Raw genomic sequence first — 13,758 nt, 5'->3', positions numbered from 1 at the left:
CCATCCTCCCGATAACAGACCACAAGGGTACAATATGATCAAAGCCAAGCTTTTGATGGCCGCAGCCGTGGCGTTGCCACTGACGCTGAGCAGCGCAGCGTCGGCCCAAACGTCAGCCAAGCCGAATATCGTGGTCATCATGGCGGATGATGTCGGCATCTGGAACGTCAGCGCCTATCATCGAGGCATGATGGGGGGACGCACACCCAACATCGACCGCATTGCCAGCGAAGGTGCGCTCTTCACCGACTACTACGCCCAGCAATCCTGCACCCCAGGGCGCGCTGCATTCATTCTCGGACAGAGTCCCTTCCGCACCGGGCTGCTGAAGGTAGGAATGCCAGCAGCCAAGCAGGGGTTGCAGGACAAAGACCCGACGATCGCGGAACTGCTCAAACCTCACGGCTACGCAACGGCGCAGATCGGTAAGAACCATCTTGGCGACCGCAACGAGTACCTTCCGACGGTCCACGGCTTCGATGAATTCTACGGCATCCTCTACCATCTCAACGCCATGGAAGAGCCGTACGACCCTCAGTACCCGAAGAGTCCGCAATTTCTCGCCAATTTTGGCCCGCGCAATATCATTGATACCAAGGCTACGACCGTAGACGATCCGACGACGGATCCACGCTGGGGCAAGGTTGGCAAACAGGTCATCGTTGACGCTGGTCCATTGCCGCCGCATCCGAATATGGACCCGAAGGCGAAGTTCAACATGGAGGACGTCGACGACGAACTTGTTCGCCGGTCGGTCGATTTCATTGACCGTTCGGTCAAGGCCAACAAGCCATTTTTCCTCTGGCACAATACGACCCGGACGCACGTCTGGACGCATCTCGGGCCAAAATGGCAGGACAAGAGCGGCTACGGCCTCTATGCCGACGCGATCATGGAACTGGACGCAGCCGTCGGGTCGATCCTGAAGAAGCTGGATGACGCCGGTATCGCCGACAACACCATTGTGGTGTTTACCAGCGACAACGGAGCCGAGACGTTTTCCTGGCCCGACGGCGGTAATTCACCGTTCCGCGGCGAGAAGGGCACGACCTACGAAGGCGGCTTCCGCGTGCCCATGGTGGCAAAGTGGCCGGGGACCATCAAGCCAGGTCGCATCATCAATGATACGATCGCCGGCGAGGACTTCCTGCCGACACTCCTGGCAGCAGCCGGGGAACCCGACGTCAAGGCGAAGCTTCTGACCGGCCTGAAGGTGGGAGAGAAGATCTTCAAGACGCATCTCGACGGCTACAATTTTATGCCTTTTTTGAAAGGCGACGCCAACGAGGGCCCGCGGAAAGAATTCTTCTACTTCACGGATAACGGCGACCTCACGGCCATCCGCTACAATGACTGGAAGCTGAGCTTCAAGACCATCAAGGGCAACCTGTTCACCGGCACCGAGGAAACGACGAACCTTCCCCTGGTTACCAACCTTCGCCAAGATCCGTGGGAGCGTTATCAGAGCGAGTCGATGTTGTACGGCCGATGGTGGGGAGAAAAACTCTGGACCATGGTCCCGGCCGTGACCCTCGTTGGCGAGTTTCTCCAGACGTTCAAAGACTATCCGCCGAGCCAGGTCGGCGGCTCGCTCAGCATCGAGAAGGCGCTTGAGGCCGTTCAACGGGGCGCAAGCGGCGGGGGACAATAATACCTGCTTGGGGTCGGTTGGCGAATTGCTGCTGCTTGGCCGGCTGATGCCGATCCGACTCTTTCCCTTGGCTTGTGGACGCTGGAAGCAGTGAAAGACACGGTCGGTCCAGAGGCATGAGTTCTGGTCAAGCCGATGGACGGTCCATCTCAAGAACGGGCGACGGCTGCTGCCCCAGTTGCGATCGGTTGTCCTGAGTACAATTGAATGCTGAGGTCGAATTCATGATCGCCCGAAGGGGCGTCATGTTTCCGGAGCAGGCCGTTGCAAATCGGTCTCGCATGAAGGGGCATCCGTCGAGAAAACCGAGCGGTAAACGAGTGCACGTTTTCTTGTCGGGTTGCATCGGTAAGGAGACGCCCGAGCCAAGCCATTGAGAGCATGCCGTGCGCAAACACATCATCGTAGCCAGCGGCCCTGGCCACCAGCCGATCGGTATGGACTGGGTTCTGATCGCCCGATGCGTGAGCGAACCGTCTCAGGAGCGCTTTCGTGACGACGCCAGGTCGTAGCGGATGTAATCCACCCGGATCAACTTTCTGGTGAACAATCGGCTCGCGGGCGACTGACTTTTCTATCGGTGGGTGCCTCGGCAAAACCAAGGTTTCGCTGGAAGTTGCAACGAGGTCGCCCGAGGCGTCACAGATTCTCGTCTCCACCACGATAAACAGCAGTTCTCCACTTTTTCTTCGATAGAAGTCCCCAACACGGCGTGAAACCATCAGGCTTTCGCCTGCGAAAGCGAGGCGAGTGTAGCGGAATGATTGCTCTCCATGCAGGATTTTTTTGAGATCGACGCTTCGATCTTCCAAAAATCCCAGCGGTCTCTCGCGCAATAATCCGAGCGAGAAATAGTACGTCAGGGGGATCAGGATATCGGGATAGCCGGCCTTCAAGGCGGACTGCTTCGAAAAGTATACGGAGTTTGTCTCCCCGATTGCCTCTGCGTACGCACTGAGATGGCTTGGGTCAACGGAAATTACGACGTCTTTATCCGCAGCGCCGATAACAGTTTGATCCAGCAAAATGCAAGACTCCTTGCCGTCTTTGGCAGTTCGGTGAGAGGCAGGTGTCGATCAGTCAAGCGCGCGACGCAATGCAGGTGCGCTGCGTGCAACATCTGGCTCATGCCGAAATCCGGGATCAATAGGAATGGGTAGCGCTGGCATGGTGTCGCCGCGCTCGTTGACAACCGTGTGTGCAAAGACGCCTCTCTTGACGAAGTGCGGATCTCTTACCGCGTGTGAAATATCCGACATGATCGAGCAACAGCAATCCGCGCCAGAAAACCGGTTTGTCCAGAACTCAGCATCCTCTGCGATGACGATGCGCGCGATCTCACCCATGGTCCTGGCAGGGTCCACCGAGTCATCGCGGAACGAGACGTCCAGATCGAGCCGAGCGCAAAAGATTGACCAGAACTTTTCTTCCAAGGCAGCCACGACGAGTCCCTTGCGATCGCGCGTTGCATAAACGCGATACCGTGGTGACGAACCGGTCACGAGATCAGTCCCATTGCCCGGCCACTCGTTCGTCGCAAATCCCGTTGCAAGAGCCCAATAGGTCATGGGGAACAAGTTCTCGCTCATAGCGATGTCGATATGCCGGCCCCGGCCCGTTTGGCGTCGTTCTTCGAGCGCAAGGAGAATATTGATGACGGCAGGATAGGAGCCGCCAGCGATGTCTCCAATAGGGGCGGCTGGTTGAACAGGCGCCGATATGTCGCCGCTCGAAAGAGCAAGATAACCGGTGTCGCCGAGGAAATTGAGGTCGTGGCCCGCTTCGTTCGAACGAGGGCCTGTCTGGCCATAGCCCGTGATAGAGCAGTAAATCAGACGCGGATTCAATTCCGCTAACTCAATGGGTCCAAGTCCAAGCCTTGCCATCACCCCAGGTCGGAACTGCTCCACCAGGACATCCGCCTCTTTTGCGAGCTTGCGCACCTGCTTGAGGCCATCTGAGCTTTTGAGATCCAGCGCGAGGCTTTCCTTGCCCCGGTTGAGCATTGCAAAGAGCGCACTGTCCTTTCCCCAGATCGGCGGATAACTGCGCATGGCATCACCAGACGGTGGTTCGATCTTGACGACCCGCGCGCCGGCCTCGACGAGCAGAAGCGTTGCCATGGGACCGGGGAGAAGCGTCGAAAAATCCAGCACCAGGAGATCGCTGAGTGGCCGCATTTAAACACCTTTGTTTAGTCGGAAGTGATGTCCGACTCGCCAAGATACGCCTTCCGGACGCGCTCGTCGTTGCGCAGGTCAGGCGCCGGTCCCTCTGCAACCACATCCCCGGTTGCCATGACGTAGGCATGGTCCGCCAATGCCAAGGCTGCATCTGCGCGTTGCTCCACCAGTAGCATCGTCAGCCCCTCGCGCTTGAGACGCTCCAGTGTTTCGAACATCTCGTCGATGACGATGGGTGCAAGGCCAAGGGTCAATTCATCTAGCAGGAGGAGCCGCGGCCCTGCCATCAACGCACGGCCGAGGGCGACCATCTGCTGCTCGCCGCCCGATAGCGTCGCTGCGCGCTGCGTCGCCCGTTCGGCAAGACGAGGAAACAGATCCAAGACAAATTTCCGACGATCGGTGAGCTCCGCTTTCGGCGCGTGCCGCACGCGGTAAGAACCGAGTGTGAGATTCTCGTCAACCGTGAGCGGCCCGAATAGCTTTCGTCCTTCCGGCACCTGAATGATTCCGAGGTCCACGACGTCCGACGCCGAAAGAGCCGTGATGTCGCGGCCATCGAACTCGATTCTACCGGACATGATCGGTAAAAGCTTCGACAAGGTGTTGACCAGGGTGGACTTTCCGGCACCGTTTGCGCCGATGATCGTGACCACTTGTCCGGCATTGATCGACATGGATACGCCATGAAGAACCTCGCTCTTGCCATAGCCGGACTTGAGGCCCTCAATGCGCAGCATCACCGTTCCTCTTGCCGAGATAAGCTTCGATGACGGCTGGGTTCTGCCTAATCTCCTGAGGTGTTCCCTGGGCGATGCCCGTGCCGTGATCCAGAACGACGATGCGGTCACATATGCCCATGATGAACTTCATGTCATGTTCGACGAGAAGGATGGACAGCCCACGATCATTCAGCTGCCGAAGAATGTTGAGCAGGTTCGTCGTTTCCGCGCCGTTCAGGCCGGCTGCTGGCTCGTCCAGCAGCAGGAGCTTTGGGCCGGAGATCATCGCACGCGCTATCTCGACCATTCGTTGCTGTCCATGTGGCAGGTGGGACGCGGGTTCGTCTGCGCGCTTTGAGAGACCGACGAAATTCAACCAGTGCATCGCGAGATGACGCAGCTTCCGATCATCGATGAGAACCTTTGGGAGTCTGAGAAGCGACGAAGCAAACCCTTGCGTGGTACGACAATGACCGCCAAGCATGACATTCTCGATCACCGAAAGATGACCGAACAGCCGAACGATCTGAAAGGTGCGCGTCATCCCAATCGCGCTTCTCTCATGGGGCGGAACAAGCGTCATATCGTTGCCGCCGAAGATCACATCACCGCCGGTCAACGGTGCTAACCCTGACACCAGGTTGAACAAGGTGGACTTACCGGCGCCATTTGGCCCGATGACACCTACGATCTCTCCACTATGGACCTCGAAAGACACGGCATCGACCGCAGAAAGCCCCCCGAACCGCTTGCTGACCTCCCGGATCGACAGGAGAGGGGGAGGCGTGGTCATGGGGTCTCGGCCCTCGATATACGCCGTGCCGATTTCTCTCCTTTAGGATCATCAAACGAACCTTCAGCTGATCGCTCTATCGATCCACCGATGCCGCGTGGCAGAAAAATCATAAACACGAGCAGTCCGACGCCGTAGATCAGGGTCTGGTATTCCTGCAAGCCCGCGAGAATCTGTGGCGCGATGATCACGATTGCGGCCCCGATAAAAGGGCCAATCCGGCTGCCGAGGCCGCCAACGACCGATAGCGTTAGCAGGTTCACGACCATCCCGATGCCCGAATAAGATGGGTCGACGCCACGACTTACCAGAGCGTACGCTATGCCCGCTACGGCAGCAAACATGGCGGCAACGACGAATATGCTGACCTTGTAGCGTGTCACGTCGATTCCGACGCTCGAGGCCGCCGTCTCGTCTGTTTTGACGGCCTCGAGAGCCCTGCCAAGATGAGTGGATTTTATGAAAATCTGGAGGCAATACGCCGCCGCCGCCAGTCCGAAGACGAGATAGTAGAGATCAATACGTTCAAGCCGTGCGCCGAATAGCGACGGTGGCGGCACGCGCAATCCAGAGGTGCCGCCTGTGAAGTCGGTCCAGCGCAACGCAACGTCGTGGACAATCATGGCGAACATCAATGTCGCCATGGCAAGATAGTGGGTGCGGAGGCGCAGGACAGGTAGTCCAATCACGAGTCCGACCACAGCGCAGACGACAATTCCTCCGAGCAAAGCCAGGGGAAGCGACAAGGCGAAATGGATTTGTAGAAGTGCGAACGTGTATGCGCCGATAGCAAAGAAGGCCTGCTGTCCAAGCGACAGCTGTCCGGCTATTCCATAGAGCAAATTGAACCCCATTCCGAATATTGCGAAGACCCAGGTCAACATCGCGATTCGAAGCTGAAAGTTTCCTTGCAAAAGCCAAGGGAGGACCGCCCCGATCATGAGGATCACCGTGGCCGGGAGCCAGTTGCGAAGGGTGGTGGAGCTCATTTCCGATTGGCCTCCCACTCCCCGAGAAGCCCCGTGGGTCGAATGATCAGCATCATCAGAATGAGGCCGAATATGATCGGCTCCGCATAGAAGCTATTTCCATAGAACGCGACCGTCGCCTCAAGCAGCCCGATCGCGATGCCACCGGCTGCCGCAGCGAAGGGGCTGCCCATGCCCCCAAGGATGACTGCCATGAAACCCTTGATCGTGAGCATGATGCCCATCGATACATGGCCACCAAGCAGTGGACCGACGAGGCCCCCCGTCAGCCCACCAACGATCGCGCTGAAGACAAACGAGAATGCAATGATTGTTTCTGCGCGAATTCCCATCAGTGTGGCGACGGCAGGATCGATTCCGACCGCTCTGATGGTGAGGCCAAAGGTCGTCCGGTAGAGCATGAACCAAATAAGTGCCATCAGGAATGCGAATGTCGCGATGATAGCTAGCTGCTGTGGCGTCGAGGTGATGCCTGCGATTGTCACCCCCTCAAGCGAGAATGCGTTCGGGACGAAAAGCTGGTTTGGCCCCCAGATGAGCAAGGCAGTCCCGGTCATGATGGACGCACAGGCAAGCGTGCCGATCATGATAGTCAATGGTTGCGAGCCTCGACGAACCAGCGGACGATAGGCGAGGCGCTCGACGAGGAAACCCACGGTAGCGCAAACGATCAAGACCATCGGAATACCGACGACCATTGGGAGCGAAAAAGTTGTCACGAAGAGGACCGTCGACAACGCGCCGAGCATGACGAACTCGCCCTGGGCGAAATTGATCACACGGCTTGCACCGTAGGTCATCGCAAGAGAGAGACCGACGAGAGCATAGACGCTGCCGTTCGTCAGTCCCGAAAGGATCAGAATGCCAAATGTCTGCACACGCACCTCGATGTTGCCGAGTGATCGTCGCTTTACGGGGCGCTGCAGAATGGCAGCGCCCTGAGTTGCAGACTAGTTCTTCGGAGCAAAGGATTTTGGGTCAGCCTTTTTCAGTTTTCCGTCTTGCACTTGGGCCCAGACAAAAATGTTGTTTCCGTGAAGGCCCTGATGACTTTGAGAGCTAAACTTCAAAGTATTCCCCGCTGCCCCCTGCAGGCTCGAAAACGTTCCAATCGACTCAAGGGCGTCACGAAGCGCGACGCGGGCCGCGGGGAGGTCGTCGGATTTCAACGCGGCCTGAACCTTTGAATCTTGAAGGGCCTGAATGGCGGCCTTCGCACCGTCATAGCCCATGGCGATATACATGGTTGGGGGGCGCTGGCCGAACTCGGCCGTCAACTTGTCGAGCATGGCTTTGACCTCGGGGCGCTCGGTGTCGACCGTATTGGGTACCAGCACGCCATCGGCAGCCTTGCCGGCGAGTTCCCTGAACGCATCGAAAAGCGCCACGCGGGCAATCACCGTAGGCACATTTAGATTGAGTTGGGCCATCGTGCGCAGGACGCGCCCGCCGTCGGCCGGATACGGCCAGACGACAACGGCCTCTGGCTTGGCGTCGCGAACTTTCACGACTTGCGGCGAGACATCTGTGCTGTTGACCTCGTAGACTTCGTTGATCACAACATCGACACCCTTTTCTTTAAGGGCGGCTGTGATGGCTTTGCTGCCGTCGAGTCCAAACGGCAGGGAATTGTTAATGATCGCGACCTTTTTGAGGCCGGCCTCCGAGATCAGCTGCGCGACGGCGGCGGCATCTTGGCTGTTCGACGGACCGAAGCGGAAGAAGTAAGGCGTGACGGGATTCGTGAACGAGTCCGTGGCGGCAGACATGCTGAAGAACGGCACCTTTTCTTCATTCACAATCGTCATGGCGCTCGGAATTGCACCAGAGACATTTCCGCCAAATACAGCGACTGCGCCGTCATCCTCGATTGCGCGAGAGATGTAGGTCGAGGTCAGCTGAGTATCGACCTTGCCATCGTACACGACGAGGCGAATCTTCTTTCCACCCACGCCGCCGGTCGCATTGGCCTCGCTTACCGCGAGCTTTACGCCCTTCAGGCTGTCATTGCCGGCTTCCGCCACCAAGGCCGAGAGATCGTCGACATAGCCCAGTACAATATCGTCCGCCGCTGAGGCGGATCCCGTCGCCACAGCCAGAGAAGCTGCGGCCATGCCAACCATGACCAGTTTTCCGAAATGTCTCATGCGTCTCCTCCGCGAGATGGTTACGTGACGGCGACGCACTCTCAGCGTGCCGAAATGCGGACAGCCCTTAGTTTCTGTATTGACGAGGTACTGTCGGTAAGGCAGATTATGAGTGATTGTTTAATCAGTCAACATAATCTCTCCGTCGCTTACCTAACGTGAGCTAGGTCTTTGTCGTGGTCGCCGAACGACTGATGGCGAAGTTGCGCTCGCTCCATTCAGGCGGCCTCAAACGGATGTACGATGCAGCGCAGAATATTCACATCCGCTCACGAAGACTTCCGAAGTGCTGTCCGTCGGTTCATCGAACGAGACATCACCCCGCGCGTGAACGATTGGGACGATGCGGGAATCGTATCGCGAGACGTTTGGCGGGCGATTGGGCAGATGGGAATGCTCTGCCCGGATGTGCCGGAGCAATATGGCGGGCCGGACGGCGACTTTCTCTTCAACGCCATCGTCCACGAAGAGCTTGCTAGGGGCGGCGCGCACTCTCTCAATGCCTGCCTGATTGCACATAGCGATATCGTGGCCGCATACCTTCTCGAGCTTGGTTCTGAAGAGCAGAAGATGAAGTGGCTGCCGAAGATGGTGAGCGGTGAGGCGATTGCAGCGATCGGCATGTCGGAGCCAGAGGCCGGAAGTGACTTGAAGTCGATCAGGACATCCGCCCGTCCCAATGGTGCGGGGGGATATCTTCTGTCCGGTCAGAAAACATTCATTACAAATGGCCACAACGCCGATCTGGTCGTCGTCGCCTGCAAAAGTTCCGAAAAGGGAATTTCCCTCTTTCTTCTGGACACCGTTCTTCCAGGATACCGGCGGGGGCGGATGCTCGAGAAGATCGGCCAAAAGGCGGGGGATACTGCTGAACTTTTCTTCGATGACGTCCCGCTTGCGGCCGCCGACGCGCTGGGAGAATTGGGTGCGGGTTTTAAGAACATGATGAAACTGATGCCCCGAGAGCGATTGGCCATTGTTACGACAGCCATAAGCGAAGCTGAGGTCGCCTATGATCTCGCCCTCCAGTACGTCCGCGAGCGGAGGGCCTTCGGGCAGCGGATCGTCGATTTCCAAGCCATCCGATTCAAGCTTGCGGAGATTGCCGCAGACCTCGAGGTCGCACGTGTCTATGTCGACCGCTGCATCGACGAAGAGGCGAGGGGAGAATTCGACATCAAGTCTGCCGCGATATCCAAGTTTTGGGTCACGGACATCGCCTGTAAGGCGATCGACGACTGCCTGCAACTCTTTGGCGGATACGGCTACATGCGCGAATACCCGATCTCGCGGCTTTGGACAGATTCTCGCATCCACCGGATCTATGGTGGAACTAACGAAATCATGAAGGAGATTATCGGCCGGCAACTCGCATCCTGACGGTCTTGGAGGTCTGCAATGCCCTACTCCTCAGTCTTTCGACAGAATCTTTTCGTTGGCAAAGTGGTCGTTGTGACAGGCGGGGGCAGTGGGCTTGGTCGCTGCATGGCGCATGAACTTTCGTCGCTTGGTGCTTCTGTCGCGCTTGTCGGGCGTTCTTTGGACAGGCTTGAGACCGCCGCGAGGGAAATTGCCGAGGATGGAGGGCGGGCCAGTGTGCACGTCTGTGACATTCGCGATGAGGAGGCTGTCAGTGCGATGGTCTCAGGGGTTCTCGCGCATCATGGCCGGGTCGATGGCTTGGTAAACAATGCGGGTGGACAGTATATCCAGCCTATCCGCGACATGAAGTCAAAAGGGTGGAGGGCGGTTGTCGATACCAACCTGACCGGCGGCTTTCTGGTGTCGCGCGAGGTCTATCGCTCGTGGATGGAGCTCAATGGGGGCTCCATTGTCAATATTATTGCGGATATCTGGGGAGGATGGCCCGGCTCTGCGCATTCAGGCGCAGCGCGCGCGGGCATGCTTTCATTCACCGAGTCCGCAGCCACCGAGTGGGCGGTATCTGGCGTCAGGGTGAACGCAGTCGCCCCCGGGTGGATCGCATCATCTGGCATGGACAAATACCCGGCCGAAGCCCAGGCGATGTTCCGGCGTTTGCGGGCCAACGTGCCGCTGAAGCGGCTGGGAACGGAAGCAGAAGTTTCCGCGGCGGTGGCGTACCTATTGTCACCAGCCTCAGCGTTCACAACAGGATCCTACATCCGCGTCGACGGCGGGGTGCCAAACGCGCGGCCGGTGTGGGATTTGCAGGATCACAGCAATTCGAAGCCCTTCGAAGGTTTCCATCGAAGCGTTCAACCGAAGGCGCTCGATGCCGATTAGCGGCTTGAGCAGTCTCGTCGCTTAGATTGCCAGCTCCCGGATGAATGTGGCCACAAAACGGACGTTTGAAAGAGCCCATGACTGAGACGCTGCGCGCCTCGCTTGCGCAGCACCAACAGTTCGAGTGGCTTGCGCCACAAATTTCTCGTTCAACTCAGCGTCCGTCATAGGCAGGTCAAGACTTCCGCGGCAGTGGGAGACCACAACCACTTCAGACGTTCCGTCGTCGAAACAAATTTCGACGCTGGCAGCGTCGATGGCACACACTGGATCAACGACGATCAAGCTCCTGTCGCGGAGATCCCTGATCAGTTCCTTGTTCTCACCAGCGAGCATTCTTGCCTCATCGATCCCGGCTCTACCGAAGACGAGTGCCGCCGCTGCCCAGTGCTGCAGACTGACTTGCACTGCTAAATCAGAGACGGGATGCTGACGATCAGCGAGCGCCGCCGCTTGAGGCGAAACAATCAACCTAAGGGTTCTGATGGGTGAGGTGCGCGCACTGAAGCGCGGATTGAGCGCCAGGCAGGCGTCGATAATGGGGTGGATTACGATCCCACACGGATAGGGCTTGAAGGTGTTGGCTGAGAGCTCGAAGGTTGTGCCAAGTCCGTCAAGAAGACCATCCGTCGAAGCGGTGCCCCCGAAACCAGCAAAGAACCCATGAGGTCCGGCAAGGGATTCGTCTCCGCCCTCAAATCCCGCCTGGGCGAGGAGAGCCGACTCCACCCCGAGCATCGAGGCTCGGGCAGGCAGCAGGTGCATCGAGATCGTGCCATGCCCGGCTCGGATACCGGCAGCAGAACTTGCCGCAATCCCGATTGCCCACCCCAGTTGCTGCGCCGACAAGCCAAGTGTGACGCCGGCTGCGACGGCGGCTCCAAGCATTCCTGCTGTCCCGGTTTGCGATATGGCCATCGGCATACCCGGTGATACCAGCCGGCTCACGCGACAGGCGATCTCAAGTCCCCATGCTACTGCGTTGAGGAATGTCTCGCCAGGGATCGCACCGCGAGCGGTCTCGGACGCTGCCAGCGCTGCTGCGACCACCGGCGTGCCCGGATGAACAATCGAGTGAGCGTGGGTATCGTCAAATGCGTAGACGGATCCCGATAGAGCATTCAGCAGTGCGGCCCTCGGTGCATCACGTGAGATGGATGTGCCCAAGACGGTCGCGACGGGCGCGCCTGATATCGACCTGGTGAATTCTTCGATCTGATTGACGGCTGGATGGTCAACGCCTCCCAGCATGCAGCCGATGGCGTTGACTGTCGTTCTAACCACATCATGACGAACCCCGGCCGGGATTGCGCGCCAGTGTGATTGCGTTGCTGCGGCGGCAAACGCGCGGGTCGGAGTCGCATCAAACTCCCTTAGTATAACCGGCATCTGCATCCACGAGGCTGCCATGGAATAGCATTCCGCTGTCTGACAGCATGAACGCCACAATGCGTGCGATGTCCTCAGCCTCGCCGATATGGGTGATGGCGGCCTGATTACTGAGTTGTTGCTCAGCCAGCTCACGAGTGATGCCATCCGCCTTCATGGCATCGACGATCCGTTTCTCAAGGCGATCGGTACGGATGAGTCCAGGGTTGACGAGGTTCACTCTAACGTCATCTTCCCGGCCGAGATCCGCCAAGGCTTTTGTGAACGCCATCATGGCGGCGTTGACGGAACTTCCGATGGTGAAGGGCTTATCGGGGGTTCGGCCACCGGCACCACCGATGTTCAGAACTGCACCACGAGATTTCCGCAGCTCCGGCCAACACAGACGGCACATCCTCACTGCGCCGAAAAATTTGAGCGCGAAACCATCGTCCCAGTCTGCGTCGGTCAGGTCAACAAAATTGCCTCGCTTGGTTGCGCCCGCATTGTTGACCAGCAGGTCGACCCTTCCGAATGTCTCGATTGCGGCGTTCACAACCTTGGACCCGAAGTCGGGCAGGGTCAAATCACCAGCAACAACGGTTGAGCGGCGACCAAGGCTTTTGACTTCCGCAGCGACCTCCGCCAGCGGAGCGGGATCCCGAGCAGTCAACACCACATCCGCACCGTGCCTCGCCAACTCGCGCGCGATTGCTGCGCCAATCCCGCGGCTCGCACCGGTGACAACTGCGATTTTGTCGACCAGCCCGGGCAGCTCAAGAACCTTATCACTCACTCCGGCTTCCACTTCACCAACCTCTTCTCGAAGCTCGAGACAATCCAGTCCAGGATCACGGCAAAGATTGTCAAGAGTACCATGCCGGCAAAAACGGCGTTGATATCGAAGACGCTCTCAGCTTGCAGAATGAGGTAACCGAGGCCCCTTGCGGACCCCATATATTCCCCGATAACGGCGCCCGCGAATGCCATTCCGACCGATGCGTGAAGGCTTGAGAAAACCCAGCCCGTGGCAGACGGCAGATATACACGCGTAAGCAATTGGCGACGTGAGGCTCCCAACATGCGCGCATTTGCGAGGACAACTGGATTTACGTCTCGGACACCCTGGAAGACATTGAAGAAAACGATAAAGAACACAAGCGTGATCCCCAACGCCACCTTCGACCAGATACCGAGGCCGAACCACACGATGAAAATGGGCACCAGAACCACGCGCGGCATGGCATTGAAAGCTTTCAGATACGGGTCAAATAGCTTTGCGAGCGTCACGTTCAGGCCGAGCAGCAAGCCCATGCCGATGCCAAGCACGAGACCGATCACGAACGCGAGCACGGTCTCCAACAGCGTGACAGCGATGTGAGGATAGACCTTGCCGGTCACAAGCCAGACGTAGAGTTGCCTGGCGACGCCGATGGGTTCGCCCAGGATGTACGGAGGAACGAGGCTGAAAGTCGAGGTGATTTGCCATGCTGTGAGAATGCCGATGAAGAGCGCCACCTGCATCACGTGGATTGACACTGGCGAACGTCTCTGATTGCCCTTAGCGCGATGGGTCTGCCCGCCGGCCGTAGTCATCGTTGATGGATCCGTTTTTGCGACGGTGGGCATGCTTCTCTCCA

At 58.1% G+C, this 13,758-nt stretch carries 13 protein-coding genes; 3 read left to right on the top strand and 10 right to left on the bottom strand.

The features are described from left to right. The first annotated feature begins 34 nt into the window (after positions 1 to 34). Entirely contained in the window at positions 35 to 1,651 is a 1,617-nt protein-coding gene (locus J4G32_RS01935; protein WP_246504729.1) for an arylsulfatase, read from the top strand. 149 nt (positions 1,652 to 1,800) lie between these two features. Here the strand turns inward: J4G32_RS01935 and J4G32_RS01930 are convergent, their stop codons facing one another. The 7 genes from J4G32_RS01930 to J4G32_RS01900 form a co-directional block, all read right to left on the bottom strand. Continuing rightward, the gene (locus J4G32_RS01930) at positions 1,801 to 2,676 is read right to left on the bottom strand and encodes an FAS1-like dehydratase domain-containing protein (RefSeq protein ID WP_246504728.1); all 876 of its coding nucleotides are present in this window, start codon (positions 2,674 to 2,676) and stop codon (positions 1,801 to 1,803) included. A 51-nt stretch (positions 2,677 to 2,727) separates the two neighbouring features. Further along, positions 2,728 to 3,831 (bottom strand): CaiB/BaiF CoA transferase family protein, encoded by a 1,104-nt coding sequence (locus J4G32_RS01925; protein ID WP_210483594.1) that lies wholly within the window; start codon positions 3,829 to 3,831, stop codon positions 2,728 to 2,730. A 14-nt stretch (positions 3,832 to 3,845) separates the two neighbouring features. Beyond that, positions 3,846 to 4,574 (bottom strand): ABC transporter ATP-binding protein, encoded by a 729-nt coding sequence (locus J4G32_RS01920; RefSeq protein ID WP_210483591.1) that lies wholly within the window; start codon positions 4,572 to 4,574, stop codon positions 3,846 to 3,848. After that, a complete protein-coding gene (locus tag J4G32_RS01915; RefSeq protein ID WP_210483589.1) occupies positions 4,561 to 5,349 on the bottom strand; it encodes an ABC transporter ATP-binding protein in 789 nt (262 codons plus the stop codon). Before J4G32_RS01915 ends, J4G32_RS01920 begins: the two co-directional genes overlap by 14 nt. After that, positions 5,346 to 6,338, bottom strand: coding sequence for a branched-chain amino acid ABC transporter permease (locus J4G32_RS01910; protein ID WP_210483587.1), 993 nt, complete (start codon positions 6,336 to 6,338; stop codon positions 5,346 to 5,348). Before J4G32_RS01910 ends, J4G32_RS01915 begins: the two co-directional genes overlap by 4 nt. Continuing rightward, positions 6,335 to 7,216, bottom strand: coding sequence for a branched-chain amino acid ABC transporter permease (locus J4G32_RS01905; RefSeq protein WP_210483584.1), 882 nt, complete (start codon positions 7,214 to 7,216; stop codon positions 6,335 to 6,337). The genes J4G32_RS01910 and J4G32_RS01905 overlap by 4 nt, the downstream gene beginning before the upstream one ends. Positions 7,217 to 7,288: 72 nt before the next feature. Beyond that, positions 7,289 to 8,485, bottom strand: coding sequence for an ABC transporter substrate-binding protein (locus J4G32_RS01900; protein ID WP_210483581.1), 1,197 nt, complete (start codon positions 8,483 to 8,485; stop codon positions 7,289 to 7,291). A gap of 243 nt (positions 8,486 to 8,728) precedes the next feature. On the opposite strand from J4G32_RS01900, the gene J4G32_RS01895 reads away from it, so the two are divergent. Then, positions 8,729 to 9,865: an acyl-CoA dehydrogenase family protein gene (locus J4G32_RS01895; RefSeq protein WP_210483578.1), complete on the top strand. Its 1,137-nt coding sequence runs from the start codon at positions 8,729 to 8,731 to the stop codon at positions 9,863 to 9,865. A gap of 18 nt (positions 9,866 to 9,883) precedes the next feature. Then, a complete protein-coding gene (locus tag J4G32_RS01890; RefSeq protein ID WP_210483575.1) occupies positions 9,884 to 10,750 on the top strand; it encodes an SDR family oxidoreductase in 867 nt (288 codons plus the stop codon). Positions 10,751 to 10,771: 21 nt separating this feature from the next. Here the strand turns inward: J4G32_RS01890 and J4G32_RS01885 are convergent, their stop codons facing one another. From J4G32_RS01885 to J4G32_RS01875, 3 genes are read right to left on the bottom strand one after another with little or no spacing between them, the layout of a single operon-like run. Further along, positions 10,772 to 12,160 (bottom strand): MmgE/PrpD family protein, encoded by a 1,389-nt coding sequence (locus J4G32_RS01885; RefSeq protein ID WP_210483572.1) that lies wholly within the window; start codon positions 12,158 to 12,160, stop codon positions 10,772 to 10,774. Further along, entirely contained in the window at positions 12,114 to 12,914 is an 801-nt protein-coding gene (locus tag J4G32_RS01880) for an SDR family NAD(P)-dependent oxidoreductase (RefSeq protein WP_210483570.1), read from the bottom strand. The genes J4G32_RS01885 and J4G32_RS01880 overlap by 47 nt, the downstream gene beginning before the upstream one ends. Then, entirely contained in the window at positions 12,911 to 13,747 is an 837-nt protein-coding gene (locus tag J4G32_RS01875; protein ID WP_246504727.1) for an ABC transporter permease, read from the bottom strand. Before J4G32_RS01875 ends, J4G32_RS01880 begins: the two co-directional genes overlap by 4 nt. Positions 13,748 to 13,758 lie beyond the last annotated feature (11 nt).

Origin of the sequence: Microvirga antarctica (assembly GCF_017921815.1) — a bacterium.
Taxonomy (GTDB): Bacteria; Pseudomonadota; Alphaproteobacteria; order Rhizobiales; family Beijerinckiaceae; genus Microvirga; species Microvirga antarctica.
Note: the sequence above shows the minus strand (reverse complement) of the source record. Positions and strands in the feature narration are given on the sequence as shown.

Bases quoted from the DNA above. Each gene is read 5' to 3' on its own strand.
- J4G32_RS01935 (WP_246504729.1), top strand. From the start codon at position 35: ATGATCAAAGCCAAGCTTTTGATGGCCGCAGCCGTGGCGTTGCCACTG.
- J4G32_RS01925 (WP_210483594.1), bottom strand. From the start codon at position 3,831: ATGCGGCCACTCAGCGATCTCCTGGTGCTGGATTTTTCGACGCTTCTC.
- J4G32_RS01920 (WP_210483591.1), bottom strand. From the start codon at position 4,574: ATGCTGCGCATTGAGGGCCTCAAGTCCGGCTATGGCAAGAGCGAGGTT.
- J4G32_RS01915 (WP_210483589.1), bottom strand. From the start codon at position 5,349: ATGACCACGCCTCCCCCTCTCCTGTCGATCCGGGAGGTCAGCAAGCGG.
- J4G32_RS01910 (WP_210483587.1), bottom strand. From the start codon at position 6,338: ATGAGCTCCACCACCCTTCGCAACTGGCTCCCGGCCACGGTGATCCTC.
- J4G32_RS01900 (WP_210483581.1), bottom strand. From the start codon at position 8,485: ATGAGACATTTCGGAAAACTGGTCATGGTTGGCATGGCCGCAGCTTCT.
- J4G32_RS01895 (WP_210483578.1), top strand. From the start codon at position 8,729: ATGCAGCGCAGAATATTCACATCCGCTCACGAAGACTTCCGAAGTGCT.
- J4G32_RS01890 (WP_210483575.1), top strand. From the start codon at position 9,884: ATGCCCTACTCCTCAGTCTTTCGACAGAATCTTTTCGTTGGCAAAGTG.
- J4G32_RS01885 (WP_210483572.1), bottom strand. From the start codon at position 12,160: ATGGCAGCCTCGTGGATGCAGATGCCGGTTATACTAAGGGAGTTTGAT.
- J4G32_RS01875 (WP_246504727.1), bottom strand. From the start codon at position 13,747: ATGCCCACCGTCGCAAAAACGGATCCATCAACGATGACTACGGCCGGC.